The organism is Rugosibacter aromaticivorans, assembly GCF_000934545.1.
GTDB lineage: Bacteria > Pseudomonadota > Gammaproteobacteria > Burkholderiales > Rhodocyclaceae > Rugosibacter > Rugosibacter aromaticivorans.
This window is the reverse complement of sequence record NZ_CP010554.1, coordinates 1,682,655-1,706,080: the sequence shown is the minus strand read 5'-3', so window position 1 is coordinate 1,706,080 and position 23,426 is coordinate 1,682,655. Positions and strand designations below refer to the sequence as shown.

Annotated in this window: 24 protein-coding genes and 1 tRNA gene; 22 read left to right on the top strand and 3 right to left on the bottom strand. The window is 53.2% G+C overall.

The annotated features are described in order from the left end of the window. Positions 1 to 27: 27 nt before the first annotated feature. From PG1C_RS08500 to PG1C_RS08490, 3 genes are read right to left on the bottom strand one after another with little or no spacing between them, the layout of a single operon-like run. Complete coding sequence (locus tag PG1C_RS08500; RefSeq protein ID WP_202634392.1) at positions 28 to 420, bottom strand: diacylglycerol kinase; 393 nt, start codon at positions 418 to 420, stop codon at positions 28 to 30. Next, the gene (locus PG1C_RS08495) at positions 420 to 1,607 is read right to left on the bottom strand and encodes a glycosyltransferase (RefSeq protein WP_202634391.1); all 1,188 of its coding nucleotides are present in this window, start codon (positions 1,605 to 1,607) and stop codon (positions 420 to 422) included. The genes PG1C_RS08500 and PG1C_RS08495 overlap by 1 nt, the downstream gene beginning before the upstream one ends. 17 nt (positions 1,608 to 1,624) lie before the next feature. After that, positions 1,625 to 2,398, bottom strand: coding sequence for a GNAT family N-acetyltransferase (locus tag PG1C_RS08490; protein WP_202634390.1), 774 nt, complete (start codon positions 2,396 to 2,398; stop codon positions 1,625 to 1,627). Positions 2,399 to 2,836: 438 nt separating this feature from the next. Between PG1C_RS08490 and pstS the strand changes: the two genes are divergently transcribed. The 22 genes from pstS (at position 2,837) to PG1C_RS08380 (ending at position 23,424) form a co-directional block, all read left to right on the top strand. Then, a complete protein-coding gene (pstS, locus tag PG1C_RS08485; protein ID WP_202634389.1) occupies positions 2,837 to 3,886 on the top strand; it encodes a phosphate ABC transporter substrate-binding protein PstS in 1,050 nt (349 codons plus the stop codon). A 77-nt stretch (positions 3,887 to 3,963) separates the two neighbouring features. Then, positions 3,964 to 4,923 carry a phosphate ABC transporter permease PstC gene (pstC, locus tag PG1C_RS08480; protein ID WP_202634388.1) on the top strand — a complete coding sequence of 320 codons (960 nt, stop codon included), beginning with the start codon at positions 3,964 to 3,966 and terminating at the stop codon, positions 4,921 to 4,923. A 5-nt stretch (positions 4,924 to 4,928) separates the two neighbouring features. Then, complete coding sequence (gene pstA, locus PG1C_RS08475; protein WP_249764002.1) at positions 4,929 to 5,771, top strand: phosphate ABC transporter permease PstA; 843 nt, start codon at positions 4,929 to 4,931, stop codon at positions 5,769 to 5,771. A 31-nt stretch (positions 5,772 to 5,802) separates the two neighbouring features. Then, positions 5,803 to 6,582 carry a phosphate ABC transporter ATP-binding protein PstB gene (pstB, locus tag PG1C_RS08470; RefSeq protein WP_284431816.1) on the top strand — a complete coding sequence of 260 codons (780 nt, stop codon included), beginning with the start codon at positions 5,803 to 5,805 and terminating at the stop codon, positions 6,580 to 6,582. Positions 6,583 to 6,769: 187 nt separating this feature from the next. Next, positions 6,770 to 7,537: a triose-phosphate isomerase gene (gene tpiA / locus PG1C_RS08465; protein ID WP_202634386.1), complete on the top strand. Its 768-nt coding sequence runs from the start codon at positions 6,770 to 6,772 to the stop codon at positions 7,535 to 7,537. A gap of 27 nt (positions 7,538 to 7,564) precedes the next feature. After that, positions 7,565 to 7,939, top strand: a complete 375-nt coding sequence (gene secG / locus PG1C_RS08460) for a preprotein translocase subunit SecG (RefSeq protein ID WP_284431815.1) — start codon at positions 7,565 to 7,567, stop codon at positions 7,937 to 7,939. 93 nt (positions 7,940 to 8,032) lie between these two features. Next, a tRNA-Leu gene (locus PG1C_RS08455) sits at positions 8,033 to 8,117 on the top strand. Between the two features lie 97 nt (positions 8,118 to 8,214). Further along, a complete protein-coding gene (gene ndhC, locus PG1C_RS08450; RefSeq protein ID WP_202634384.1) occupies positions 8,215 to 8,589 on the top strand; it encodes an NADH-quinone oxidoreductase subunit A in 375 nt (124 codons plus the stop codon). A 9-nt stretch (positions 8,590 to 8,598) separates the two neighbouring features. Then, complete coding sequence (locus PG1C_RS08445; protein ID WP_202634383.1) at positions 8,599 to 9,075, top strand: NuoB/complex I 20 kDa subunit family protein; 477 nt, start codon at positions 8,599 to 8,601, stop codon at positions 9,073 to 9,075. A 41-nt stretch (positions 9,076 to 9,116) separates the two neighbouring features. Further along, positions 9,117 to 9,719, top strand: coding sequence for an NADH-quinone oxidoreductase subunit C (locus tag PG1C_RS08440; RefSeq protein ID WP_202634382.1), 603 nt, complete (start codon positions 9,117 to 9,119; stop codon positions 9,717 to 9,719). Further along, positions 9,712 to 10,965 (top strand): NADH-quinone oxidoreductase subunit D, encoded by a 1,254-nt coding sequence (locus tag PG1C_RS08435; RefSeq protein ID WP_202634381.1) that lies wholly within the window; start codon positions 9,712 to 9,714, stop codon positions 10,963 to 10,965. The genes PG1C_RS08440 and PG1C_RS08435 overlap by 8 nt, the downstream gene beginning before the upstream one ends. Before the next feature lie 27 nt (positions 10,966 to 10,992). Continuing rightward, a complete protein-coding gene (gene nuoE / locus PG1C_RS08430; protein WP_202634380.1) occupies positions 10,993 to 11,466 on the top strand; it encodes an NADH-quinone oxidoreductase subunit NuoE in 474 nt (157 codons plus the stop codon). Between the two features lies 1 nt (position 11,467). After that, complete coding sequence (gene nuoF / locus PG1C_RS08425; RefSeq protein ID WP_202634379.1) at positions 11,468 to 12,805, top strand: NADH-quinone oxidoreductase subunit NuoF; 1,338 nt, start codon at positions 11,468 to 11,470, stop codon at positions 12,803 to 12,805. After that, positions 12,802 to 15,243 (top strand): NADH-quinone oxidoreductase subunit NuoG, encoded by a 2,442-nt coding sequence (nuoG, locus tag PG1C_RS08420; RefSeq protein WP_202634378.1) that lies wholly within the window; start codon positions 12,802 to 12,804, stop codon positions 15,241 to 15,243. The genes nuoF and nuoG overlap by 4 nt, the downstream gene beginning before the upstream one ends. After that, positions 15,243 to 16,292, top strand: coding sequence for an NADH-quinone oxidoreductase subunit NuoH (nuoH, locus tag PG1C_RS08415; protein WP_202636987.1), 1,050 nt, complete (start codon positions 15,243 to 15,245; stop codon positions 16,290 to 16,292). Before nuoG ends, nuoH begins: the two co-directional genes overlap by 1 nt. 15 nt (positions 16,293 to 16,307) lie before the next feature. Then, complete coding sequence (gene nuoI / locus PG1C_RS08410; protein WP_202634377.1) at positions 16,308 to 16,805, top strand: NADH-quinone oxidoreductase subunit NuoI; 498 nt, start codon at positions 16,308 to 16,310, stop codon at positions 16,803 to 16,805. A 12-nt stretch (positions 16,806 to 16,817) separates the two neighbouring features. Next, positions 16,818 to 17,453: an NADH-quinone oxidoreductase subunit J gene (locus tag PG1C_RS08405; protein WP_202634376.1), complete on the top strand. Its 636-nt coding sequence runs from the start codon at positions 16,818 to 16,820 to the stop codon at positions 17,451 to 17,453. Beyond that, positions 17,450 to 17,755 (top strand): NADH-quinone oxidoreductase subunit NuoK, encoded by a 306-nt coding sequence (gene nuoK / locus PG1C_RS08400; protein WP_202634375.1) that lies wholly within the window; start codon positions 17,450 to 17,452, stop codon positions 17,753 to 17,755. The genes PG1C_RS08405 and nuoK overlap by 4 nt, the downstream gene beginning before the upstream one ends. A gap of 3 nt (positions 17,756 to 17,758) precedes the next feature. Next, entirely contained in the window at positions 17,759 to 19,747 is a 1,989-nt protein-coding gene (gene nuoL / locus PG1C_RS08395) for an NADH-quinone oxidoreductase subunit L (RefSeq protein ID WP_202634374.1), read from the top strand. A gap of 10 nt (positions 19,748 to 19,757) precedes the next feature. Further along, positions 19,758 to 21,233 (top strand): NADH-quinone oxidoreductase subunit M, encoded by a 1,476-nt coding sequence (locus tag PG1C_RS08390; RefSeq protein WP_202634373.1) that lies wholly within the window; start codon positions 19,758 to 19,760, stop codon positions 21,231 to 21,233. A 74-nt stretch (positions 21,234 to 21,307) separates the two neighbouring features. Further along, positions 21,308 to 22,789, top strand: coding sequence for an NADH-quinone oxidoreductase subunit NuoN (gene nuoN, locus PG1C_RS08385; protein ID WP_202634372.1), 1,482 nt, complete (start codon positions 21,308 to 21,310; stop codon positions 22,787 to 22,789). 71 nt (positions 22,790 to 22,860) lie between these two features. Continuing rightward, on the top strand, positions 22,861 to 23,424 hold the full coding sequence (locus tag PG1C_RS08380) for an NUDIX domain-containing protein (protein WP_202634371.1): 564 nt from the start codon (positions 22,861 to 22,863) through the stop codon (positions 23,422 to 23,424). Positions 23,425 to 23,426: the final 2 nt, after the last annotated feature.

Sequence of the window (23,426 nt, the reverse complement as noted above, 5' to 3'; positions counted from 1 at the left end):
ACAGATGACGCCCAGGTGACGTTTTTGTTACCCGATGAGCACCAGCAGCCAGATAGCCGCAACGTTAATCAGCGAGACCAGCACCGCTGCGCTGCCAATATCTTTGGCACGTTTGGCGAGGCGATGGTTTTCCAGCGAAATGCGATCAACTGCCGCTTCGACGGCGGAATTGAGCAGCTCGACAACCAGAACCAGCAGCACGCTGCCTGTCATCAGTGCATGGCCGATGCCTGTCGCCGGCAATAGCAAGGCAAGCGGGATAAGCACAATGGCCAGACGTACTTCCTGACGAAATGCGTCTTCATGGCGATAGGCCGCAGCGAGTCCTGCGAGCGAATAGTGGAATGCATTCCATATGCGCAGCAAACCGGTACGACCCTTGAAGGGACTTTCTTCCGGAATGGGATGTTCGGATTTCATTAGGCAGTGGTCACAGGGAGTGGTGCGGTGTTGCTGCGAAAGCGGACGACGATATCGCGATACAGGCTGGCCAGCCGCTTGCCTTGCGTTGCGGCGTCCCATTCGCGTGCAAAGGTGATGCCTTCACGGCTCAGCGTGGCGAGGCGTGCGGGTTGGTCAAGCAGTGCAACCAACTGGTCGGCAAAGGCTCCGGGCGCATCGACGGCGACTACCGCGCCACGTTGCGGCGCGATGATTTCGGCAGCGCCAAGCGCAGGGAGCGCCAACACCGGCAGGCCGACGGCCATGGCTTCGAGCAGCACCAGACCCTGCGTTTCGGTACGCGATGCAAAGGTGAATACATCAGCGGCAGCGTAGCAGTCACGCAAGCCGGATTCGCGTGGCAGATAGCCGACGAAGCGGACGTGATCGTTGATGCCTAATTGACTGGTTTTACGTTGCAGACTTTCCAGCGCTGGGCCTTCGCCTGCGATGACAAGCAGCAGGTTGGGCTGTTGCTGACGGGCATGGGCGGCGACTTCGAGCAAAAAACCGATGTTTTTTTCAAACGCGGCGCGACCGACAAAGAGGGCGATTTTTCGCTCTGCGCCGATACCATGGGCAGCGCGAAAGCGTTGGCCATCGCCGCGGATGAACTGGCTGGTCGGCAGGCCGGTGGGAATGACATGCAGCGGTGTGATGATGCCGTAATCGCGCAAGGTTTGAGCCATTGGTTGCGAGGGGACGACGAGGCCGTCCAGTGCATTGCACTGGCCGCGCGCCGTGTGGCGAGCCAGTCCGCGTAACGCACGGCGCGGCACGATGGGCAGGTAATGGAACAGGTATTCCTCAAAATGCGTGTGGTAAGTCGCGATTACCGGCACGCCCTGTCGCCGTGCCAGCTTGATACCCGCGTAGTGCGCGGCGAATGGTGTTTGCACGTGAATCAGTGAAAAGTCGGCGCTGGCGACACGGCGGGAAAAAGCCTTGAGACCGGCACGTGTCATCAAACGGTCTTCGGGGTCGAGCGGCACCTGGCGCGAGGCGATGCGTACGACACCATCCGTTTCGATGTGGCCGGGATACTCCGGTGCAGCGATGGTGAGTCGGATACCATGAGCGCCCAGCGCATGGCGAAACGTCTGCATGGAAGTCGAGACACCGTTAATACGGGGGAAATAGACATCGCTGAGCATCAGGACATGCATGGAATTGATGACGCAGGTTATGTGGCAATGAAGTGACGCTGGTAACGCTCGCTCAGGCGTTCCATGGGCAGCATCAACAGCAAATCGGCGGTGTTGAAGTCAGGGTCCCAGGCCGGTTCGCCGCACACGCGGCCGCCGGCGCGCAGGTAACCCTTCAGCAAGGGAGGTATCAGTGCGGGCTGGCCGTTGGCCAGATGTTCGAAGGGCAGTGGGTGGCGTGGGAAAACGCGGTATTCGAGCGGCGCTTGCTGTTCTTCAGTCAATTGCTGGTAAAGATTGGCGGCATTGTGGCCGCCATCGGTCATGCTGATCGAGGCGCAACCAATCAGGTAAGCATAGCCACGGGTGACCATGTATTCGCCTAAACCCGACCAGAGCAGGGCAATCACGGCGCCGCTGCGGTAATCGGCATGAATGCAGGAACGGCCAATTTCCACCATGCGTGGGCGCAAATGCTGCAAGCGGGTGAAAGAGAACTCGTCTTCCGAATAATAACTGCCAACACGCTTGGCCGCTTCGGGCGAGAGAATTCGATAAGTGCCGACGACTTTTCCCGTATTCTCGTCGCGCACCAGCAGATGGTCGCAGTAGGGATCAAATAAATCTGTATCGTGATCTGGAACGCGTGTGGAGAGGCGGGCACCCATTTCTTCGCCAAAGATTTTGTAACGCAGGCGCTGCGCTTCGCGGACTTCATTTTCGTTTTGTGCCAGGCTGATGCGCAGGCTGGGACGTGTGCGGCCCTCATGCCGCACATCGGCGGATTGGATGGATCGGGTTTCTGTGCTCATCGGTTTCTCCATGGGTTTGAATGCAGATGCATTCTGAAAAACCCGTGTTACCGGCTGATTGCTTTTGTGTTGCGGGACGATTAAATGTCAAGAGTTTCAGATGGAAAAATACCGTCAAAATGGCGGGGGGAATTTCCGGCGCGGGCGGTGGCTTCGAGGGGTTTTGTCGTGGCCAAGTGGAATCAGATCAGTGACCTTGACCCGATCAGTTGGTAAAATTGTGTGGTCCTAATGCAGGTTCAGATGCGTGCGGGTTCAGATGCGCCTGATTACTTTACCAAGCCCTGCCAATGCTTCGTTAATGACACAACGCAGTCATCATCAAAGTCATTGCGCGATACAATAGTCAGGTATTTTCAAGGCGGGTTTTATGTCATGCTGCTGTCACATTGGCTGCTTAGACTGGCTGCTCCTTAAACCCTACCTGTTGAGGTCACTATGATACCCAAGCAAATTAAGCGTTTCGTGATACCGGTTGCGGCAGTTGCCTGCGCCATCAACTTCACTCAAGTGCAGGCTGCCGAGATCACCGGCGCCGGTGCTACCTTTCCGGCACCGATTTATGGCAAATGGGCCGAGGCTTACCATAAGGCTACTGGCAACAAGATCAACTACCAGTCGATCGGCTCCGGTGGCGGCATCAAGCAGATCAACGCCAAGACCGTGGATTTTGGCGCTTCCGACATGCCGCTCAAGCCGGATGTGCTGGACAAGGATGGCCTGATGCAGTTCCCGGCGGTGATCGGTGGCGAAGTGCTGGTGGTCAATATCGTCGGCGTCAAACCGGGTGAGATGCGCCTGACGCCCGCTGTGTTGGCTGATATCTACTTGGGTAATATTACCAAGTGGAACGACAAGGCGATAGTCGCCCTGAATCCGAAGCTCTCCCTGCCTGATCAGGCGATCGCTGTGGTGCGTCGCGCCGATGGTTCAGGCACGACCTTCATTTTCACCAATTACTTATCCAAGGTTAGCCCCGAGTGGAAACAAAAAGTCGGCGAGGGTACTGCGGTGCAATGGCCGCTGGGCTTGGGCGGCAAGGGCAACGAAGGAGTTGCGGCTTTCGTCCAGCGTATCCCCGGTGCAATCGGTTACGTCGAGTATGCTTATTCCAAGCAGAACAACATGACCTATACGCTGCTGCAAAATGCCGAGGGCAACTATCCGATACCTGACGATACAACCTTCAAGGCTGCTGCTGCCAATGCTGACTGGACCAAGTCTGCGTTCTACGAGATCCTCACCAATGAGCCGGGCAAGGACGCTTGGCCGATCACTGGTGCGACCTTCATCCTGATGCACAAGGTGCAGGACAAGCCGGTGCAGGCCGCCGAAGTGCTGAAGTTCTTCGATTGGTCGTATAAGAACGGCGGCAAAATGGCCCACGATCTTGACTATGTTCCCTTGCCCGAGAGCCTGGTCAATCTGATTCGCTCCGCCTGGAAAAATACAATCAAGGATGCTTCTGGCAAGCCTGTTTACAAGTAAGCTGTCAATGTCCGTGTCGGTTGAAGGCAACCGGCACGGGTTTGTTTTTTGAGTTTGCCAGTCATTTATCACGGATCATGGCCGATAACACAAAGTCTAAGCGGAGTTCGAGTCTGGGTGAACTGATTTTCTTCAACGTGACGCGTCTGTTCGCGATGCTCACGCTCTTGATACTGATTGGCATTCTTGTCTCACTGGTCTACGGCGCCATGCCCTCGATCGACAAGTTTGGCCTGCCTTTCCTCTGGCGTAGCGAGTGGAATCCGCCGATGAACGAGTTTGGTGCCCTGGTGCATATCTATGGCACCCTGGTGACCTCGCTGATCGCCCTGATCATCGCGGTGCCGGTGAGTTTCGGCATCGCCCTGTTTCTCACCGAGTTGTCGCCGGTATGGCTACGCCGCCCGCTCGGCGTAGCTATTGAATTGCTGGCCGGTATCCCCAGCATCGTCTATGGCATGTGGGGGCTCCTGGTTTTCGCTCCCATTTTTGGTAACTACATTCAGCCATTTCTCACCAACACGGTCGGCCATATTCCTCTTATTGGACGTCTGTTCCAGGGTGCACCGATCGGTATCGGCCTCCTGAGCGCGGGTGTAATCCTCTCGATCATGATCATCCCCTTCATCGCCTCGGTGATGCGCGATGTGTTCGAGGTGACGCCGGGAATCCTCAAAGAGTCCGCCTATGCGGTTGGCGCCACCACTTGGGAGGTCGTCTGGAATATCGTGCTGCCCTATACCAGGGTGGGGGTCATCGGCGGCATCATGCTCGGCCTGGGTCGCGCTTTGGGCGAGACCATGGCAGTGACTTTCGTGATTGGTAATTCCGATCAGCTCGATACCTCATCGCTTTACGCTGCGGGCAATTCGATTGCATCGGCCTTGGCCAACGAGTTCACTGAGGCCGTATCGCCGATTCATTCTGCCTCGTTGATCGAACTGGGTCTGATCCTGTTCTTGATTACCTTTGTCGTACTGGTGTTTTCCAAACTGCTGCTGATGAGACTCAACAAGCAGCAGGGGCAAAGGACCTAGGAGCGATGATGGATATAAGACGTCGACGCAAACTGGTTAACTTTTTCGCGCTCTCTATGTCGATGATGGCAGTCGTTTTTGGCCTGTTCTGGCTATTCTGGATATTGTTCAGTGTCTTTGACTTGGGTGTGAGTGCTATGGGAGTGGATCTCTTTACCAGGATGACACCGCCGCCGGGCAGCGAAGGCGGGCTATTGAACGCCATCACCGGTAGCATGATCCAGGTCGGACTGGCGACCCTGATTGGTACCCCGTTCGGCGTGCTCGCCGGCATTTATCTGGCGGAATACGGCGGGCATACTTGGCTTGGCCGCAGCACACTGTTCATCAACGACATTCTGTTATCGGCACCATCTATTGTCATGGGGCTATTCGTATATTCCGTGTATGTGACTCAGGTTGGCCATTTTTCGGCGTTAGCGGGTGTCTTTGCGCTGGCGCTTCTGGTCATCCCGGTGGTTATTCGTACCACAGAGAATATGCTGGTGCTGGTACCCGACAGCTTGCGCGAAGCGGTGTTCGCACTGGGTACCCCGAAGTGGAAGGTGGTCACCAAGGTCACGCTGCGCGCCTCCGTTGCAGGTATCGTGACGGGCGTTCTGCTCGCGGTGGCAAGGATTGCAGGCGAGACGGCACCGCTTTTATTCACTGCACTGTCAAACCAGTTCTGGACACTTGATCTCAATAAGCCGATGGCAACTCTGCCGGTGACCATCTTCAAATTCGCCATGAGTCCGTTCGCGGACTGGCAGCGGATGGCGTGGGCTGGCGTTTTTCTGATCACGCTCGGCGTACTGAGCCTCAATATTTTGGCACGTGTCTTTTTTCGCCAGAAACACAAAAACTAATATCTGGTTAATTTAATAGAACGAACCCATGATGAATGACATTCCGACTGCTACCTTGACAACGCAGATCACGTTAAGGAACTTCAACTTTTATTACGGCAAGTATCACGCCCTGAAGAATATTAATCTCGATATCTACCGTACCCAGGTTACGGCCTTCATCGGGCCATCGGGCTGCGGCAAATCGACGCTGCTACGCACCATGAACCGCATGTACGATCTCTATCCTGATCAGCGTGCCGAGGGCGAATTGCGCTTGGACGGCATGGACATTCTCGACAAGAGTGTCGATATCAACCACCTGCGCGCACGGGTCGGCATGGTGTTCCAGAAGCCGACGCCGTTTCCAATGTCGATCTACGAAAATATCGCCTTCGGCGTTAATCTGCAGGAACGGTTATCACGTTCAGAGATGGACGAACGTGTCGAATGGGCACTGAAGAAGGCAGCGTTGTGGGACGAGGTAAAAGACGTCCTCAATAAGAGCGGCATGAGTCTCTCTGGCGGTCAGCAGCAACGCTTGTGCATCGCGCGCGGCATCGCTGTGAAGCCAGAGGTGCTGTTGCTCGATGAGCCAACCTCGGCGCTCGATCCGATTTCGACGATGCGTATCGAGGAACTGGTGACCGAGCTTAAGGAAGAGTTCACTATTGTCATCGTCACCCACAACATGCAACAGGCCGCGCGCATGTCCGACTATACGGCCTACATGTACCTGGGCGAACTGATCGAGTTTGGCGTGACTGATCAGATATTCATCAAACCGCAGAAGAAACAGACTGAGGACTACATTACTGGGCGGTTTGGGTAGCATCCGAAAACCAGCTAATATGTCATTTGCATGATGTCAGCGTACTGCTCTGACTATTCAATAGGCGCGCCGTCTCACCAGCGCCGAGTTTTTGGCTTATCACCCCCCTTGGCTGGCATTATCGTGACGCTGGCTTTATAATCGCGTGCTTAACGCTAAGCGTCTTTTTTTTGACTTTTCTTCTTTCATGTGTAACAAACTGGTTGTCGCTAACTGGAAAATGCACGGTCGTTTGGCCACCAATTCTGGTCTGCTCGACGCCATCCGTTCTGGCGTTTCCGCTCAAACCGGGGCGGCGCGAGGTGTGGCGTCCAGAGTGGTACTTTGTGTCCCGTACCCTTATCTAGCTCAGACGCGTCAATCGTTAGAAGACAGCTCGGTGGCGTGGGGCGCGCAAAATATTTCGGAGCATGACCAAGGTGCATGGACGGGCGAGGTGAGTGGCAGCATGTTGGCTGATTTTGGCTGTCGCTATGTGCTGGTGGGTCATTCGGAAAGACGTGCTTTCTTTGCGGAAACCGATGCCATCATTGCCGCCAAGTTTGCTGCGGCACAACGGGCGGGATTGATTCCCATCCTGTGTGTTGGTGAAACGCTCGCTGAGCGTGAAGCGGGGGTCACGCATGATGTCATCACCCGGCAGTTGGACGCTGTGTTAGCCAGCAATGGCAGTGCGGCTTTTGCGCAAGCTGTGGTGGCGTACGAGCCCGTGTGGGCCATTGGCACAGGGCAAACAGCCACGCCAGACCAAGCTCAGGAAGTGCATGCTGCTATTCGTGGCCGCTTGGCGCGTGAAAGCGCGGGCTTGGGTGATCATCTTCAGATTCTGTATGGCGGCAGTGTCAAACCTGGTAATGCGGCAGAAATTTTTTCCCAGCCGGATATTGATGGTGGGCTGATTGGTGGTGCTTCACTTGTTGCTGCAGACTTTTTGGCGATTTGCGCCGCAGCCTGATGTCTTTTTGGAGTTGATATGAATTTAATGCATACGATCATTTTAACCACACATGTTCTAGCGGGTCTGGGCATCATTGGATTAGTCCTGCTTCAGCACGGTAAAGGCGCTGATATGGGTGCCGCTTTTGGCGGTGGGGCATCGGGGAGTCTTTTTGGTGCAACGGGCTCGGCCAATTTCATGTCCCGTGCCACTGGCATCCTTGCGACGATTTTCTTTTGCACGAGTCTTGGTTTGGCTTACCTTGCGACCTCTCGCCCCCAGGCTTCCCGTAGTGTGATGGATGCCGCTGTACCAAAAACAGCGCCTGCTGCCCCGGTGTCTGTCGTCCCGGTGCCATCTGCCGCGCCAGCACAAGCACCGGCCGCACCTGATTCAAAAGTAAAAAATATTCCGCAGTAACGCGGTCCGTTTTAACGCACAACATTTTTTGCTGCAATGCATGAGGCAGCAAACGGGTTGCGATATAATTTCAATCAGTTTTTGAAGCACAACGCCGACGTGGTGAAATTGGTAGACACGCTATCTTGAGGGGGTAGTGGCGAAAGCTGTGCGAGTTCGAGTCTCGCCGTCGGCACCATGAATTTTTAGGTAATGAAATAGCCCGTTTCTGGTTATTTTTTTGGGTTGGTTAATGAGAAACTGAGTGAAACTGAGAGTCATCGTCTCCTCCTGATATGCTTGAAAACTATTTTCCGGTTCTAGTCTTCATTTTAGTGGGTCTTGCTTTCGGGTGTGCGCCGATTTTTCTTGGTTGGTTGGTGGCGCCAAATCATCCCGATAGCGAAAAACTCTCCCCCTTTGAGTGTGGTTTTGAGCCGTTTGAAGATGCACGGATGAAGTTTGATGTCCGTTATTACCTAATCGCGATTCTCTTCATTCTGTTTGATCTGGAAATTGCCTTTCTGTTTCCGTGGGCATCCATTTTCAAGGAGATTGTGCATGCCGAGGCCATCAGGTTGTTCGGGTTTATTGAAATGTTCGTCTTTATTGGCATTCTCGTCATTGGCTACGTCTATGCATGGGCCAAAGGCGCACTGGATTGGGAGTAAGTCGCAGCCATGAGCATTGAAGGCGTTCTCCAAGAGGGGTTTGTTACCACCTCGCTAGACAAACTGATCAACTGGGCGCGTACTGGTTCGATGTGGCCGATGAGTTTTGGCCTGGCCTGCTGTGCAGTTGAAATGATTCACGCAGGGTGCTCGCGTTACGACCTGGATCGCTTTGGCATTGTGTTTCGCCCCAGTCCGCGCCAGTCGGATGTCATGATCGTGGCGGGAACGCTCACCAACAAAATGGCACCTGCTCTGCGCAAGGTGTATGACCAAATGGCCGAGCCACGTTGGGTGATTTCCATGGGCTCCTGTGCCAATGGCGGCGGCTATTACCATTATTCGTATTCAGTCGTGCGTGGCTGCGATCGCATTGTGCCGGTCGATATTTATGTACCGGGGTGCCCTCCCACGGCAGAAGCCTTGCTGTACGGCATCATTCAGTTACATAACAAAATCAAGCGCACCAATACGATTGCGCGCTGAGGCCGAACAACTGCACGAATAACTGCGGAAATAACTGCGCCATGAATCAGAAACTGGAACGTCTTCAGCTGCTGCTCAAAGATCTGCTGGGTGATCGTATCACCGGGCCGGAGTGTGCATTTAATGAGTTAACCATCGAGGTTTCTGCTGAAAACTATCACGCAGTCATGATGCAATTGCACGATAACCCTGCGCTTCGTTTTGAGCAGCTGGTTGATTTGAGCGGGATCGATTATTCTGAATTTGCCGGGCGTGAAGAGCGCAGGTTTGCCGTAACGTGCCACTTGACCTCATTGACGCACAACTGGCGCTTGCGTGTCAGAGTATTCGCACCCGATGAAAACTTTCCGCTAGTGGATTCAATTACTGACGTGTGGAATTGCGCCAACTGGTACGAGCGCGAGGCATTTGATCTGTATGGAATACTTTTTGAGGGTCACACGGATTTACGTCGCATTCTGACCGACTATGGCTTTGTCGGGCATCCGTTCCGTAAAGATTTTCCGGTGTCCGGCCATGTTGAAATGCGCTATGACGCAGAGCAAAAGCGCGTGATTTATCAACCTGTCACGATTGAACCACGCGAAGTAACGCCACGTATTGTGCGCGAAGATCTTTACGCAAGAGGCGGTGACCGTGGCTGAAATCAAAAATTACACCATCAATTTTGGCCCGCAGCACCCTGCAGCGCATGGCGTGTTACGACTGGTGCTTGAACTGGATGGTGAAGTGGTGGTGCGGGCTGACCCGCATATTGGTTTGTTGCATCGCGCTACAGAAAAATTGGCTGAAACGCGAACGTGGATTCAATCTGTGCCTTATATGGATAGGCTTGATTACGTTTCGATGATGTGCAACGAGCATGCCTATTGCATGGCGATTGAGCGGCTAGTCGGCCTGGAAGTGCCTTTGCGTGCGCAATATATTCGCGTCATGATGGATGAGGTGACGCGCATTCTGAATCATCTGCTCAACATAGGCACGCATGCACTGGATATTGGCGCGATGGCCATGGTGCTGTACACCTTCCGCGAGCGGGAAGATCTGTTGGATGTGTATGAAGCAATTTCAGGTGCGCGGATGCATGCGGCCTATTATCGTCCGGGTGGCGTGTACCGCGATTTACCCGATCGCATGCCGCAGTATGAAGTCAACCGGTTCAAATCTGCTGAGGATGTGCGGCAACTCAATGAAGCCCGGCAGGGCTCGCTGTTGGATTTTCTTGACGATTTCACACACCGTTTTCCTGGCTATCTTGATGAATATGAATCGCTGCTTACGGATAATCGTATCTGGAAGCAGCGGACTGTCGGTGTCGGCGTGCTCAGCCCTGAGCGTGCTTTGCAGCTTGGTTGCACCGGGCCGATGCTGCGTGGTTCAGGAGTTGAGTGGGATTTGCGCAAAAAGCAGCCCTATGAAGTCTATGATCGCATGACATTTGATATTCCTGTTGGCGTTAATGGCGATTGCTACGACCGCTATCTGGTGCGTATGGAAGAAATGCGCCAGTCCAATCGTATCGTGCAACAGTGCATTGCATGGCTACGAGCGAACCCTGGCCCCGTGATTGTCGATAACCATAAAGTTGCACCGCCTTCGCGTGAACGCATGAAGGCCAACATGGAAGAGTTGATTCATCATTTCAAGCTGTTCACAGAAGGTATGCACGTTCCGCCAGGCGAGGTTTATGCCGCCATTGAGCATCCCAAAGGCGAATTTGGCGTCTGGGCGGTGTCCGATGGTGCCAATAAACCTTATCGCTTAAAGCTGCGTTCGCCGGGATTCCCGCACCTTGCGGCAGTGAATGAAATGGCTTCGGGCCACATGATTGCTGATGTGACCGCGATTATCGGCACCATTGATCTGGTGCTTGGCGATACGGATCGATAAGCGCAATAAATGACGAATGGAATGGGTATGCTGAGTCCTGAATCCCTGCAAAAGATTGATCGCGAAATTGCGAAATATCCCGCCGATAAAAAGCAATCTGCGGTGATGGCGGCGCTGGCTATTGCGCAGGATGAAAAATCATGGCTGGCGCGTGAAACCATCGAGTTTGTGGCGAGCTATCTGGGCATGCCATCGATTGCCGCTTACGAAGTGGCGAGTTTCTACACGATGTATAACCTGGAGCCGGTGGGTCAATACAAGCTGACGGTATGCACCAATTTGCCCTGTGCTTTGTCGGGCGGGGCTCATGCGGCTGATTACCTGAAAGAAAAGCTGGGTATCGACTTTAATCAAACCACCCCCGATGGCCGCTTTACGTTGAAAGAAGGCGAGTGCATGGGCGCTTGCGGTGATGCGCCGGTCATGCTGGTAAATAACAAGCGCATGTGTAGTTTCATGCTCCCGGAACAAATCGATTTACTGCTGGCGGAGTGCAAATGAAATGGCTCTGATCGACGCAATCAATCCGCTGCTGTCTACTGGCTGGTCCAAGGGTGACGCCGGCTGGCGTCTTAAAGACTACGAAGCACGCGGCGGCTATGCCCAGCTAAAACGCATTCTGGTGGGGAAGGTTTCGCAAGATGATCTGATCGCTGAAATCAAGAAATCCCTGCTGCGCGGACGCGGCGGGGCGGGTTTCCCGACCGGGCTCAAGTGGAGCTTTATGCCGCGCTCCTTCCCCGGCGATAAATATGTTGTATGCAATTCCGACGAAGGTGAGCCGGGAACATTCAAGGATCGGGACCTGCTACGGTTTGACCCGCACGCGGTCATTGAAGGCATGATCATTGCCGGCTATGCGATGGGTGCCAGCCGGGGTTACAACTATATCCACGGCGAGATTTTCTCGATCTACGAACGATTTGAGGAAGCCCTGGACGAAGCGCGTGCCGCTGGTTATCTTGGGCAAAGTATCTGTGGCTCGGAGTTCAGCTTTGAGCTTTTCGCGCATCACGGTTATGGTGCCTATATCTGCGGCGAGGAAACGGGCTTGCTCGAATCGCTCGAAGGCAAGAAGGGACAGCCGCGTTTCAAGCCGCCGTTTCCCGCGAGCTATGGTTTGTATGGCAAGCCTACTACCATCAACAACACCGAAACCTTTGCGGCGATTCCGTTCATTCTCGGCATGGGTGGCGATGCCTTTCTGGCGATGGGCAAGCCGAATAATGGCGGTACCAAGCTGTTTTCCGTTTCTGGTCATGTAAATCGTCCCGGTAATTACGAAGTTCCGCTGGGCACGCCATTTGCCAAGCTGCTCGAAATGGCAGGTGGCATGCGCGGCGGACGCAAGCTCAAAGCGGTCATTCCCGGCGGTTCGTCTGCCCCCGTGCTGCCGGCCGACGTGATGATGGATACCACCATGGACTACGATGGTATCGCCAAGGCCGGTTCCATGCTGGGTTCAGGCGCGGTGATCGTGATGGATGAAACCGTCTGCATGGTCAAAGCCCTGGAGCGGTTGTCCTATTTTTATTTTGAAGAATCCTGCGGTCAGTGCACGCCTTGCCGTGAAGGTACCGGCTGGCTGTATCGTGTGGTGCATCGTATTGAGCATGGGCAAGGACGGGCAGAGGATCTTGATTTGTTGAACCGGGTGACGGATAACATCATGGGCCGCACCATTTGCGCGCTAGGCGATGCGGCATCCTTGCCGGTGCGCAGCTTTATTAAACATTTTAAAAGTGAATTTGAGTATCACATCGAACATGGCAAGTGTCTGGTCGATCCTGCTGTGCAGTCTGCTGGAAGCGGTTTTTTCCGTACGGAGGGTGGGCTGTGATTGATATTGAAATCAATGGCAAAGCATTGCAGGTAGAACCCGGCAGTACCATCATGGATGCCGCGCATCAAGCGGGAACCTATATTCCCCATTTTTGTTATCACAAGAAGCTCTCCATTGCAGCTAACTGCCGTATGTGCTTGGTGCAGGTAGAAAAAGCACCAAAACCTTTACCCGCGTGCGCAACGCCGATTACACCCGGCATGAAAGTGTTTACCCATTCTGAGCTGGCAGTCTCGGCGCAGAAGGGCGTGATGGAATTCTTGTTGATCAATCATCCGCTGGATTGCCCTATTTGCGACCAGGGTGGCGAATGCCAGCTGCAGGATCTGGCGGTTGGCTATGGCGATTCTGCTTCTCACTATCAAGAAGAGAAGCGCGTTGTGGCTGATAAAGATCTCGGCCCGCTAGTGACGACGGACATGACCCGGTGCATCAATTGCACGCGCTGCATCCGCTTCACGCAGGAAATTGCGGGCGTCATGGAATTGGGCCAGGCCTTCCGGGGTGAGCATGCGGAAGTTATGCCGTTTGTTGAAAAGACCGTAGATTCGGAACTCTCCGGCAATATTATTGATCTGTGTCCAGTCGGTGCCTTAACTTCTAAACCGTTCCGCTTTTCGGCGCGCACCTGGGAGCTTTCTCGGCGTAAATCGATCAGCCCGCACGATAGTCTCGGCAGTCACTTGATCGTGCAAACTAAAAACGATCGTGTCATGCGTGTTTTGCCGCGTGAAAACGAAGACATCAACGAGTGCTGGCTCTCGGATAAAGATCGCTATTCCTACGAGGGATTGAATTCCCCAGAGCGGCTGTCACGTCCGATGCTCAAGCAAGATGGCATATGGCATGAAGTCGACTGGTCTGTGGCACTCGATTATGTCGTGCATACGCTACGTGATGTTGTCAAGGCAGCGGGCGGCACAGCCATTGGTGGCTTGCTAAGCCCTCATGCAACACTTGAAGAGCTGTATCTTGGGCAAAAGCTGCTGCGTGGACTGGGGTGCGAAAATATCGATACGCGCTTGCGCCACAGCGATTTTTCTGCCGATGGCAAGCGTCTCGGCATGCCATGGCTGGGTATGAAGATCGCCGAGCTATCCCAGCTTGATCGTGTGCTGGTGGTTGGTTCCTTCCTGCGTAAGGATCATCCACTCATCGCGCAACGTTTGCGTCAATCGGCCAAACGTGGTGCGCAAATCACTTTATTGCATAGTGCAGGGGATGATCAGTTCATTAAATTGGCCGGGCAAGCGATTGTGCCGCCTTCACGCTTACCTTCGATGCTGGCTCAAGTTGTTAAGGCCGTGTGCGCGAAGAAGGGTGTGGCCATTGAAACGAGTGATACGGATGGGGCGTTTGCTGAATTGACCGTGTCAGCCGAGGCCGAGCAGATTGCGCAGAGCCTTGTTAGCGGTCGTAACACGGGAATTCTGCTGGGGAATTTCGCGCAACAACATCCGCAGGCAGCAGCGCTTCATGCGTTGGCCAATCAGCTTGCCAGCCTTTTGGGTGGAAGATTGGGTTTTCTTGGTGAAGCCGCGAATAGCCTTGGTGCCTATGTCGCCAAAGCAGTGCCACAAGCCGGTGGTCTTTCCGCCGAAGCGATGTTGGCCCAGCCACGGCGGGCGTATGTGTTGTTAGGTGTCGAGCCGGAGCTGGATTGCGCGCATGGTATGCAAGCCTTGGCTGCACTCAGCCAGGCAGCGAGTGTAATTGTGTTATCGCCGTTCAAGTCAAAAGCTGCGCTAGGTTATGCGGATGTGCTTTTGCCAGTGTCTCCCTTTGCGGAAACCGCAGGGACTTTCATTAATTGTGAAGGTCGTGTGCAAAGCTTCTATGCCGCCATTAAACCCTTGGCTGAAACCCGTCCTGCCTGGAAGGTACTCCGGGTATTGGCGAATTTGCTTGATCTTCCCGGGTTCGATTACAGCAGCAGCGAAGAAATAAAAGCTGAAGCGCTGAATCTTGCGCAGGGCGAATCACTGGAATTTGTCTCTGGCCTTGATAACGGTGTTTCAGGTATTTCGTTTCATCTGCCGCTGGCAAACCCGGCAACTACCCAAGCTGTGCCATTGACTGAACGCGTCGCCGATGTGCCTATCCATTTTGCCGATATGCTCGTGCGTTACGCTCCCGCGTTACAAAAAACCAAAGATGCTGCTATCCCTGTGGCACGTATGAATAGCGTGACGCTTGCTCGCTTGGGTATTGCAAGCGGTGGTCGGGTAAAAGTTATGCGAAGCGGTATCCACTCGGACGGCGCTGGTGATACGGTAGATACGACAAAAAATTCTGCAAGTCATGACATAGCAGCGATGATGCACGCTGAACTCGATGCGAATTTGCCCGATAATGTAATACGTATCGCCACCGGACATGCCACCACGGTTGCTGTCGGTCCAATGTTCACAACGTTACGTGTGGAAAAAGCATGATGAATGCGCTTCTTGCACCCATTCAACAGTGGCTTGGTCCGCTTTTTCCTCTGGTGTGGACTTTGTTTAAAGTTGCGCTAATTCTTGTGCCATTACTGCTCTCAGTGGCCTACCTGACTTTTTGGGAGCGCAAGGTCATTGGTTGGATGCATGTGCGTATTGGCCCCAATCGTGTCGGCCCTTGGGGCTTGTTACAACCGATTGCCGACGGGTTAAAGCTCTTTTTCAAGGAAGTCGTCTTTCCTTCTGCGGCTGATAAAAAACTATTTTTGGTGGGGCCTGTCATGGCCATAGCGCCGGCCCTGGCGATGTGGGCGGTGATCCCTTTTTCTAGCGGCTGGGTCTTGGCGAATATCGATGCTGGTGTGCTGTATCTTCTTGCCATTGGTTCTATCGGTGTGTACGGCATCATCATCGCTGGATGGGCTTCAAATTCGAAATATGCATTTCTGGGTGCCATGCGATCTTCAGCACAGATGATTTCTTATGAGGTGGCCATGGGGCTGGCGTTAATCAGCGTACTCATGGTTTCCAGCAGTCTGAATCTCACCGAGATTGTGCATGGCCAAGCGCAGGGTTACTTTGCCGCGCAGGGCATTGGTTTTCTTTCCTGGAATTGGCTCCCCTTGCTGCCTGTGTTTGCGGTGTATTTGATTTCGGGCGTGGCCGAACTGAATCGTGCGCCGTTTGATGTCGTCGAGGGTGAGTCCGAAATTGTTGCTGGTCACATGGTGGAATATTCCGGCATGTCATTCGCGATGTTTTTCCTTGCTGAATATGCCAACATGATTCTCGTGTCGGCCATGGTGGCGGTATTTTTCTTCGGTGGCTGGCTATCGCCGGTTGGTTTTCTGCCGGACGGTTTTTTCTGGTTGGCGGTGAAAATATCTGCCGTTCTTTTTTTCTTCCTCTGGATTCGCGCTACTTTTCCGCGCTATCGCTATGACCAGATCATGCGCTTGGGCTGGAAGGTTTTTGTCCCGCTGACGCTGGTATGGATTCTTGTCATAGGCGTCTGGATGATGTCGCCACTGACTATCTGGAAATAGGATCGGGAGTTTTCTATGGGTGCTAAAGATTTTATAGGCAGTTTGTTTTTAAAAGAGTTGTTCAAAGGTATGGCTGTTACTGGCCGCTATATGTTTGCACGCAAGATTACCGTGCAGTTTCCTGAAGAAAAAACACCGCAAAGCTCGCGCTTTCGTGGGTTGCATGCGCTGCGTCGCTACCCGAATGGCGAGGAGCGATGCATCGCCTGCAAATTATGCGAAGCGGTTTGCCCTGCACTGGCGATTACCATTGAATCGGCTCAGCGCGACGATGGAAATGGGCAAACCTCGCGCCGCACGACCCGTTACGATATTGATCTTGTCAAGTGCATTTTCTGTGGTTTTTGTGAAGAAGCTTGTCCTGTGGATGCCATCGTGGAAACGCGTATTTTCGAGTATCACGGCGAAACACGTGGCGATCTTTACTACACCAAGCAGATGCTATTGGCTGTTGGCGATCGGTACGAAGAGCAGATCGCCGCTGATCGCGAAATTGATGCCCGTTTCCGTTAATTGATTAGCCCCATGGAATTCACCACTTTTCTTTTTTACCTGTTTGCAGCAGTGATGCTGTTCTCCGCGTTACGGGTTATTACCGCGCGAAACCCAGTGCATGCGGTGCTTTTTCTTGTGCTCGCTTTTTTTAATGCGGCTGGCTTATGGCTGCTGTTGCAGGCAGAGTTTCTCGCGATTGCCTTGATCATGGTGTATGTCGGGGCCGTGATGGTGCTGTTTTTGTTTGTCGTCATGATGCTGGATATCAACATTGAAAGACTGCGCCACGGTTTCTGGAGCCATTTGCCATTAGGAGCAACCATTGGTGTAATCATGGTGGTTGAAATGACGACGGTGCTTACCGGCCGCTACTTTAGCCTGGGTAACTTTCCAGCACACGTTGTTCCAGCGGGTGAAAGCAATACCAAAGCGCTTGCCAGAATTCTGTTTACTGATTACGTTTATCCCTTTGAACTGGCCTCCGTTATTTTGCTGGTTGCCATTATTGCGGCTGTCATGCTGACGCTGCGGCAACGCAAGGATACCAAGGGGCTGCGCCCGTCAGATCAAGTGGCGGTCAAACGCAGTGATCGTCTGCGGATTGTTGCTATGGCATCTGAAAGCGAAACACCGGTGACAGAATCCAAAGGCGGTGCCCCCCTATGATTTCGCTTTCTCACTACCTGACGCTTGCCGCTATTCTCTTTGCGATCAGCATCGTTGGCATATTTCTCAATCGCAAAAACTTGATTGTTCTGCTCATGGCCATTGAGCTGATGCTGCTTGCCGTTAATCTCAATTTTGTCGCTTTCTCACATTACCTGAACGATCTCTCCGGGCAGTTGTTTGTGTTTTTCATCCTGGTGGTCGCTGCGGCTGAATCAGCCATTGGCCTAGCGATTCTCGTAGTACTTTTCCGTAATCTGTCCTCGATTCATGTCGATGATCTTGATCAGCTAAAGGGTTGAGCGATGGATATAAAAACGCTCTATCTGCTCGTTCCTCTTGCGCCTCTGGCGGGTGCCCTCTTGGCCGGCCTTTTTGGCAAGCTCATCGGCCGCACGGGTGCGCATGTTGTCACCATCGTGGGGGTGGCTGTTTCACTGGCAGCCTCGATACTGGTTTATCAGGATGTTCAGGCGGGCCACCATTTCAATGGCGTGCTATACACTTGGCTTGAATCTGGTGGCCTCAAGCTGCACATCGGATTTCTGATTGACCCGCTCACCGTGATGATGATGCTGGTCGTTACCTTTGTCTCGCTGATGGTGCATATCTACACCATCGGCTACATGGCAGATGACCCCGGTTATCAGCGCTTCTTCAGCTATATCTCGCTGTTTACGTTTTCGATGCTGATGCTGGTGATGAGCAACAACTTCGTACAGCTCTTTTTCGGTTGGGAGGCTGTAGGGCTGGTTTCCTATCTACTGATTGGTTTTTGGTACACACGGCCAACCGCGATTTATGCCAACCTCAAGGCATTTTTGGTGAACCGCGTCGGTGACTTCGGATTTCTGCTCGGTATCGCCCTGATCGCGGCCTATGCTGGCAGCTTGGATTACGCCGAAGTGTTTGCCAAGCGCAATGAACTGGCCGCCATGGTCGAAACCGTTACTGGCTGGCCCTTGATGACGGCCATCTGCATCTGTCTTTTCATTGGCGCCATGGGCAAGTCGGCACAAGTGCCGCTGCATGTTTGGCTGCCCGACTCAATGGAGGGCCCGACGCCGATTTCGGCCCTGATTCACGCAGCGACGATGGTGACAGCAGGCATTTTCATGGTGACCCGCATGTCACCACTGTTTGAATTGTCAGATACCGCGCTGTCCTTTGTTTTGGTGATTGGCGCGATCACTGCCCTGTTCATGGGTTTTTTGGGGATCATCCAGAACGACATCAAACGTGTGGTGGCGTATTCGACCCTCTCCCAGTTGGGGTACATGACGGTCGCGCTGGGTGTTTCTGCATACCCGATTGCCGTATTTCACCTGATGACACACGCCTTCTTCAAGGCCTTGCTATTCCTTGGCGCGGGCTCGGTGATTATCGGTTGTCACCATAATCAGGACATGCGTTACATGGGTGGCTTGCGCAAATACATGCCAATTACCTGGATTACTTCACTTCTCGGCTCGCTGGCCTTGATCGGCTTTCCGTTTCTGTCCGGTTTCTACTCGAAAGACTCGATTATCGAAGCCGTACAGGCATCGCACTTATGGGGTTCCGGCTTTGCATATTTCGCCGTCGTGGCTGGCGTATTTGTTACCGCGTTTTATTCTTTCCGCATGTATTTTCTGGTCTTCCACGGCGCAGAACGCTACGATCAGGCGCCGCACGACGAGCATCACGCCACCCATGGTGATCATCATGGGTCCAGCAAACCGCACGAGTCGCCTTGGGTAATCACGCTGCCGCTGGTGCTGCTGGCGATTCCATCCGTAGTTATCGGCTTCTTCACCATTCAGCCGATGCTGTTTGGTGACTGGTTTGGCTCTGCCATCATGATTGATGTGGTAAAGCATCCACCCATGGCGCATCTGACCGAAGAATTTCATGGCGCGCTCACCATGGCAATGCATGGGCTGGCCAGTCTGCCATTCTTCCTCGCCATAAGCGGTGTGGCGCTGTCCTGGTTCTTTTATCTCAAGCGTCCGGATATTCCTGCGGCAATACAAAAAGCCGTCATGCCGCTCTACACGCTGCTGGACAACAAATACTATTTTGACAAATTCAATGAGGTGTTTTTTGCTGGTGGTGCTCGCCTATTAGGGCGTGGCCTGTGGAAGGGGGGCGATCAAGCACTGATCGACGGCTTCATGGTGAATGGCTCCGCACATCTCGTAGGCTGGTTTGCTGGCCTCGTGCGCAAGCTGCAGACAGGGCATATTTATCAATACGCCTTTGGCATGATTTTCGGCGTCGCCGCATTTTTAACCTATTGGTTTAACCGGGTCTGACAAAAGCAACATGAATGCGCATTTCTTAAGTCTTGCAATCTGGGTTCCCATTCTTGGCGCGATTCCCGTGCTTTTGCTCGGGTCAGAGCGCCGTTTCCTGGTGCGCTGGCTGACGCTTGCCGTGGCGCTTGCCGGGTTTGCCGTGACCTTGCCACTTTATACAGGGTTTGACTCAACTCAGGCGAGCATGCAGTTTGTTGAGCAGGCCCCTTGGATGCCACGCTTCAATCTGCAATACCTGCTGGGTGTTGATGGAATTTCCATGCCCTTTATTTTGCTTAACAGTTTCATCACGATCATGGTGGTTCTGGCCGGGTGGGACGTGATCGAAAAAAAACAGGCTCAGTATATGGGTGCCTTTTTGATCATGTCGGGGCTGATGAATGGCATTTTCAGTGCGTTGGATGGGATATTGTTTTATGTGTTTTTTGAGGCATCACTCATCCCGATGTACCTCATCATTGGCGTGTGGGGTGGTCCCAAGCGAGTTTACGCCGCGATTAAATTTTTCCTCTATACGCTGCTCGGCTCTTTACTCATGCTGGTGGCTTTGATCTGGCTATTTTTGACCTCAGGTGGGAGTGCAAACATTCTTGACTGGCACCAGTTGCAGTTGGGAATGACGCCGCAGATTCTGCTGTTCATTGCATTTTTGGTGTCCTTCGCCGTCAAGGTGCCGATGTGGCCGGTGCATACCTGGCTACCGGACGCCCACGTTGAAGCGCCCACCGGCGGCTCGGTGGTTCTGGCGGCGATTGCCTTGAAACTCGGCGCTTATGGTTTTGTGCGGTTTTCACTGCCTATTGCACCGGATGCGAGCCATTACCTCGCGCCCCTCATGATCGCTTTGTCGCTCACGGCGGTGATTTACATTGGCTTTGTTGCACTCGTTCAGGCTGACATGAAAAAGCTGGTGGCTTACTCTTCAATCTCGCACATGGGGTTTGTCACCCTCGGCTTTTTTATCTTCAATCCGCTAGGCGTTGAGGGTTCGCTGGTGCAAATGATTTCGCATGGCTTTATTTCTGCAGCCATGTTCTTGTGCATTGGCGTCATGTATGACCGCATGCATTCGCGACAGATTGCGGATTACGGCGGCGTCGTCAATACCATGCCCAAGTTCGCCGCCTTCTTCATGCTGTTCTCCATGGCGAACGCCGGCTTGCCGGCCACTTCGGGCTTTGTGGGTGAGTTCATGGTGATTTTAGGTGCGGTGAAGTTCAATTTTTGGGTCGGTATGGCTGCTGCAGTAACGCTTATTCTGGGTGCGGCATACACACTGTGGATGTATAAGCGGGTGGTGTTTGGGGCTATTACCAACTCGCACGTGGCGGCCTTGTCTGATATCGGGTTTCGTGAGTTTTTAATTCTTGCGCTGCTGGCAATTTGTGTATTGGCGATGGGTCTTTATCCGTATCCGTTCACTGAGGTAATGCATGCCTCTGTAGATAACCTGTTGAAGCATGTTGCAGCAAGCAAACTGTAATTGACAGACGGGAGTCATGGGAGTCATCCGAGCAACATGCCACAAAACCATCGCACGAGAAACTGAGACATCTGATGCTGAATAATTTCGTGATACCCGATTTGTACCCGGTCGCGCCTGAGATATTTCTCTTGACGATGTCGTTCGTCATTTTGTTTGCCGACCTGCTTTTTAGCGCAACCCAGCGTTGGGTTGCCTCCGCGCTGACGATCATCACCTTGCTTGGCTGCGCTGTGCTCACCGTGATAACAGCCGACGGGCAGACCTCATTAACTTTAAGCAATCTGTTCGTGGATGACCTGCTAGGTGATTTTCTCAAGCTGATGACCTATCTATCTGTCATCATGGTGCTGGTGTATGGCAGGCAATATCTGGTCGAGCGGGGCTTGGATAAAGGCGAGTTTTACCTCTTGGTGCTATATGCCACGCTGGGCATGATGGTGATGATTTCTGCAGCCAGTCTTTTGACGCTTTACCTTGGGCTGGAACTCATGTCACTCGCCCTTTACGCGCTGGTCGCCATTGACCGTGACTCCGCGCGAGCAACCGAGGCAGCAATGAAGTATTTTGTATTGGGCGCCTTGGCTTCTGGTTTGCTGCTATATGGCATGTCAATGATTTACGGTGCAACGGGTAATCTTGATATCGCCAACATATCCCAGGTTTTATATCAAGGGCAAGCCGATAAAACAGTGCTGGTGTTTGGTCTGGTATTTATCGTTACGGGTGTGGCCTTCAAGCTGGGTGTGGTGCCATTTCACATGTGGATCCCGGATGTTTACCATGGTGCGCCCACCGTGATTACCATGCTGATCGGCTCGGCACCTAAGCTGGCGGCCTTTGCCATGGCGCTGCGGTTATTGGTTTATGCGTTATTCTCTCTTGTCGCCGAGTGGCAGCAAATGCTGCTGATCATGGCCGTACTCTCTATCGGGCTGGGCAATCTGGCGGCCATTGCACAGAAAAATATCAAGCGCATGCTGGCGTATTCAGCCATCTCGCATATGGGGTTCATGCTACTGGGCTTAACCTCCGGTGTTATCGGCAAGGAGATTGATCCTTTCACGGCGATTAACGCCTATAGCTCGGCGTTGTATTACACCGTGGCCTATGTGCTCATGTCGCTGGGTTCATTCGCCATGGTGCTGTTGCTCTCGCGTGCGGGTCATGAAGCAGAACAGCTTGATGACTTCAAAGGGCTCAACCAGCGTAGCCCCTGGTTTGCCGCAATGATGCTGATCTTTATGTTGTCGATGGCGGGGATTCCTTTCTTTATCGGATTTTTTGCCAAATTTGCCGTGTTGACGGCGGCTATCAAGGCCGGCCATATAGCCATTGCCATTGGCGCTGTGATGTTTTCACTGGTGGGGGCTTTTTATTATCTGCGCGTCATTAAGCTCATGTATTTTGATGCCCCTGTGGACACTGCACCACTGATCGCAACACCGGCCTTTCGGGTATTGCTATCGTTGAACGGCATTGCGGTCGCGGCGTTTGGGTTATTTCCTGATGCTGTCATGGCCGTTTGCACGGCTGTCTTATTGCACTCGCTATAGTTTGATAGGCGTGACGGGCACAGTTACTTCACCGAATTTTCTTAAGACTCATCGCTGCATCCCCGACCCCTATGGATGATGCCCAGCTCATTGAACACACGCTCTCGAGCGAGCCTGTTTTTGACGGCAAGCTGTTGCATGTGCGGCGCGATGAAGTGCGTTTGCCCGATGGCAATGCAGCGGTGCGCGAATGGGTAGCCCATCCGGGTGCCGTGGTGATTGTTGCCTTGCTGGATAACGGGCGGCTGTTATTTGAACGGCAATATCGTTATGCACTGCACCGCATATTTCTTGAGCTGCCTGCTGGCAAAATTGACCCCAATGAACATCCGCTGGATACCGCCCGGCGCGAGCTGCGCGAAGAAACCGGCTATCAGGCCAGGGTGTGGCACCACCTGGGTGTGATGCATCCCTGCATTGGTTATTCAGACGAGAAAATTGAAATATTTTGGGCCGAAGGCCTGGTGTATGTCGGCCATGAGCGCGATCAGGGCGAGTTTCTGGAAGTGATCGAGATGCGCATCGCAGATGCTTTGCTGGCTGTGCGTGATGGTGAAATTACCGATGCTAAAACCATCACTGCCCTGATGTGGGCAGACAAAATCACCAGCGGATGTTGGTCAGCGCCTGAATAGAT

Excerpts from the sequence above, each read along its gene's own strand:
- PG1C_RS08500 (WP_202634392.1), bottom strand. The coding sequence starts at position 420 with ATGAAATCCGAACATCCCATTCCGGAAGAAAGTCCCTTCAAGGGTCGT.
- PG1C_RS08495 (WP_202634391.1), bottom strand. The coding sequence starts at position 1,607 with ATGCATGTCCTGATGCTCAGCGATGTCTATTTCCCCCGTATTAACGGT.
- PG1C_RS08490 (WP_202634390.1), bottom strand. The coding sequence starts at position 2,398 with ATGAGCACAGAAACCCGATCCATCCAATCCGCCGATGTGCGGCATGAG.
- pstS (WP_202634389.1), top strand. The coding sequence starts at position 2,837 with ATGATACCCAAGCAAATTAAGCGTTTCGTGATACCGGTTGCGGCAGTT.
- pstC (WP_202634388.1), top strand. The coding sequence starts at position 3,964 with ATGGCCGATAACACAAAGTCTAAGCGGAGTTCGAGTCTGGGTGAACTG.
- pstA (WP_249764002.1), top strand. The coding sequence starts at position 4,929 with ATGATGGATATAAGACGTCGACGCAAACTGGTTAACTTTTTCGCGCTC.
- pstB (WP_284431816.1), top strand. The coding sequence starts at position 5,803 with ATGAATGACATTCCGACTGCTACCTTGACAACGCAGATCACGTTAAGG.
- tpiA (WP_202634386.1), top strand. The coding sequence starts at position 6,770 with ATGTGTAACAAACTGGTTGTCGCTAACTGGAAAATGCACGGTCGTTTG.
- secG (WP_284431815.1), top strand. The coding sequence starts at position 7,565 with ATGCATACGATCATTTTAACCACACATGTTCTAGCGGGTCTGGGCATC.
- ndhC (WP_202634384.1), top strand. The coding sequence starts at position 8,215 with ATGCTTGAAAACTATTTTCCGGTTCTAGTCTTCATTTTAGTGGGTCTT.
- PG1C_RS08445 (WP_202634383.1), top strand. The coding sequence starts at position 8,599 with ATGAGCATTGAAGGCGTTCTCCAAGAGGGGTTTGTTACCACCTCGCTA.
- PG1C_RS08440 (WP_202634382.1), top strand. The coding sequence starts at position 9,117 with ATGAATCAGAAACTGGAACGTCTTCAGCTGCTGCTCAAAGATCTGCTG.
- nuoE (WP_202634380.1), top strand. The coding sequence starts at position 10,993 with ATGCTGAGTCCTGAATCCCTGCAAAAGATTGATCGCGAAATTGCGAAA.
- nuoF (WP_202634379.1), top strand. The coding sequence starts at position 11,468 with ATGGCTCTGATCGACGCAATCAATCCGCTGCTGTCTACTGGCTGGTCC.
- nuoH (WP_202636987.1), top strand. The coding sequence starts at position 15,243 with ATGAATGCGCTTCTTGCACCCATTCAACAGTGGCTTGGTCCGCTTTTT.
- nuoI (WP_202634377.1), top strand. The coding sequence starts at position 16,308 with ATGGGTGCTAAAGATTTTATAGGCAGTTTGTTTTTAAAAGAGTTGTTC.
- PG1C_RS08405 (WP_202634376.1), top strand. The coding sequence starts at position 16,818 with ATGGAATTCACCACTTTTCTTTTTTACCTGTTTGCAGCAGTGATGCTG.
- nuoK (WP_202634375.1), top strand. The coding sequence starts at position 17,450 with ATGATTTCGCTTTCTCACTACCTGACGCTTGCCGCTATTCTCTTTGCG.
- nuoL (WP_202634374.1), top strand. The coding sequence starts at position 17,759 with ATGGATATAAAAACGCTCTATCTGCTCGTTCCTCTTGCGCCTCTGGCG.
- PG1C_RS08390 (WP_202634373.1), top strand. The coding sequence starts at position 19,758 with ATGAATGCGCATTTCTTAAGTCTTGCAATCTGGGTTCCCATTCTTGGC.
- nuoN (WP_202634372.1), top strand. The coding sequence starts at position 21,308 with ATGCTGAATAATTTCGTGATACCCGATTTGTACCCGGTCGCGCCTGAG.
- PG1C_RS08380 (WP_202634371.1), top strand. The coding sequence starts at position 22,861 with ATGGATGATGCCCAGCTCATTGAACACACGCTCTCGAGCGAGCCTGTT.